Here is a 2133-nt window from a genome sequence, read left to right as displayed (position 1 = left end):
TCGCAGTTCTTCGAGCCATTGCGGGGACAGGGTCATAGATTTAGCTCAGCGCCGCCTTCACCAGTGCGCTGGCTTTGCTCATGTCGATTTCGGTGCCGTGGCGTTTCTTGAGTTCGCCCATCACCGGTCCCATGTCTTTCATCGATGTCGCGCCGAGTTCGGTCTTGATGCCGTCGATCAGCGCGGCGGTTTCTGCGTCGCTCAATTGCGCGGGGAGGAATTCCTCGATCACCGCCAGTTCCATTTTTTCCGCCGCGGCCAGCTCATCGCGGCCGCCGCTTTCGAACATCTCGATCGATTCGCGGCGTTGCTTGGCCATCTTTTGCAGGACGTCGGTGACCATGACGTCATCGTCCGGCGCACCATCCTTGGTACGCAGTTCGATATCCTTGTCCTTGATCTTGGCCAAAATGCTGCGTGTCGCGGCGGTGCGATCCTTGTCACGGGCCTTCATGGCGGCAATTTGCGCGGCTTTCACGGTGTCGCGAATCATGGCGTCCCTCATATTTTTGGAATAAGCGACCACCATAGCGGGAAGATAATATTTTTCATAGATTGTGACGCCAGAAAACTGGCTCTAGGTCCCATGAAATTTTGCGCCTAAGACGGACCCGAAGGAACAGCCCATGACCGATGCCCATAATCCCGCCGCTCCCGAGGGTGCAACCGGGATATTGGTATTGGCCGATGGCACGATCATCTGGGGCAGGGGCTTTGGCGCGACCGGCTCGGCGGTCGGTGAAGTCTGTTTCAACACCGCGATGACCGGCTATCAGGAAGTGATGACCGACCCCAGCTATGCCGGGCAGATCGTGACCTTCACTTTTCCCCATATCGGCAATACCGGAACCAATGACGAGGATGTCGAGGCGGACAGCCCGCATGCCCTGGGCTGTATCGTCCGCGAGGATGTGACCGCACCCAGCAATTTCCGCGACCAGAAGCCGTTTGACCAGTGGATGGCGGACAATGGCCGGATCGGGCTGAGCGGCGTTGACACGCGGGCTTTGACCCGGCGGATCCGCGAAGCGGGGGCGCCCAATGCGGTGATTGCTCATGATCCGGAGGGCCAGTTTGATATCGATGAATTGCTGGGCAAGGCGCGGGCTTGGGCAGGGCTGGAAGGCATGGATCTGGCCAAGGATGTGACCGGGCATCAGACGCAATTGTGGGATAAAGGCGGTCTCTGGCGGCTGGGGCATGGCTATGAACAGGACCCAAAGTTTGTCAAACTTGGGGCCAAGGAACGACCCCATGTGGTGGCGATCGATTATGGTGCGAAGCGTAATATCTTCAGAAATCTTGTGAACGCTGGCGCAAAAGTCACTGTGGTTCCCGCGAAAACTTCTTTTGATGACATCATGACGCTAAAGCCGGACGGGGTGTTTCTCTCCAACGGTCCCGGCGATCCGGCGGCGACTGGTGAATATGCGGTACCGGTGGTCAAACAGCTTCTCGAGGCGGATATTCCGTTGTTCGGCATCTGTCTTGGCCACCAGATGCTGGCGCTGGCGGCGGGGGCGAAAACGGTTAAAATGCACCAGGGCCATCGCGGCGCCAATCATCCGGTGCAGCGGATCGGCGGCGGCTGGGCCGAGACCGAGGGTCTGGTCGAGATCACCAGCATGAACCATGGTTTCGCGGTGGACAGCGACACGCTGCCCGATACGGTGCGCGAAACCCACAAAAGCCTGTTCGACGGCAGCAATTGCGGCATCGAAATCATCGGCAAACGCGCCTTTGGCGTGCAATATCACCCCGAAGCCAGCCCCGGCCCGCAGGACAGTTTTTACCTGTTCGAGAAATTTGTCGGGGGATTGACCCAGTGAGCAGCCCGATTGATCCCGCACATCTTGCCGAAGAATGGGCGATTGATGACGAAATCTTGCAAAATATGGCAGCGGGCGGCGATTTGTCGCATGTTGTGCGCGAAATCAACGTGCAATTTGTCGGCGCGGTCGCCGACCTCAACAGGCTGAAGAATGACGCGGCCAAATGGGGCTTTCGTTCAGCTTTGGTCTCCAACGAGGATGACGAGTGGGTGATCGAGCTGCAGATTGACCTCGACACGAAGCGCGAAACGATCCGCGAACTGACCCGCAAATGCCTTGAGATCGAAAGCGAATATGATAT

Annotated in this window: 3 protein-coding genes; 2 read left to right on the top strand and 1 reads right to left on the bottom strand. The window is 57.9% G+C overall.

What is annotated here, in order from left to right:
- Nucleotides 1-40: 40 nt before the first annotated feature.
- Nucleotides 41-493: a GatB/YqeY domain-containing protein gene (locus WBM93_RS13445; RefSeq protein ID WP_424432373.1), complete on the bottom strand. Its 453-nt coding sequence runs from the start codon at nt 491-493 to the stop codon at nt 41-43.
- A gap of 133 nt (nt 494-626) precedes the next feature.
- On the opposite strand from WBM93_RS13445, the gene carA reads away from it, so the two are divergent.
- Nucleotides 627-1829: a glutamine-hydrolyzing carbamoyl-phosphate synthase small subunit gene (gene carA, locus WBM93_RS13440; RefSeq protein WP_424432372.1), complete on the top strand. Its 1203-nt coding sequence runs from the start codon at nt 627-629 to the stop codon at nt 1827-1829.
- Nucleotides 1826-2133, top strand: a 308-nt coding sequence (locus WBM93_RS13435) for a ribonuclease E inhibitor RraB (protein ID WP_424432371.1), incomplete at its 3' end; no start/stop codon positions are given. The genes carA and WBM93_RS13435, both read left to right, overlap by 4 nt.

It is taken from the genome of Parasphingorhabdus sp., from assembly GCF_049667325.1.
In the GTDB taxonomy this organism is placed as follows: domain Bacteria; phylum Pseudomonadota; class Alphaproteobacteria; order Sphingomonadales; family Sphingomonadaceae; genus Parasphingorhabdus.
The sequence above is the reverse complement of the archived record's forward strand: the minus strand, read 5'-3'. Positions and strand labels throughout refer to the sequence as shown.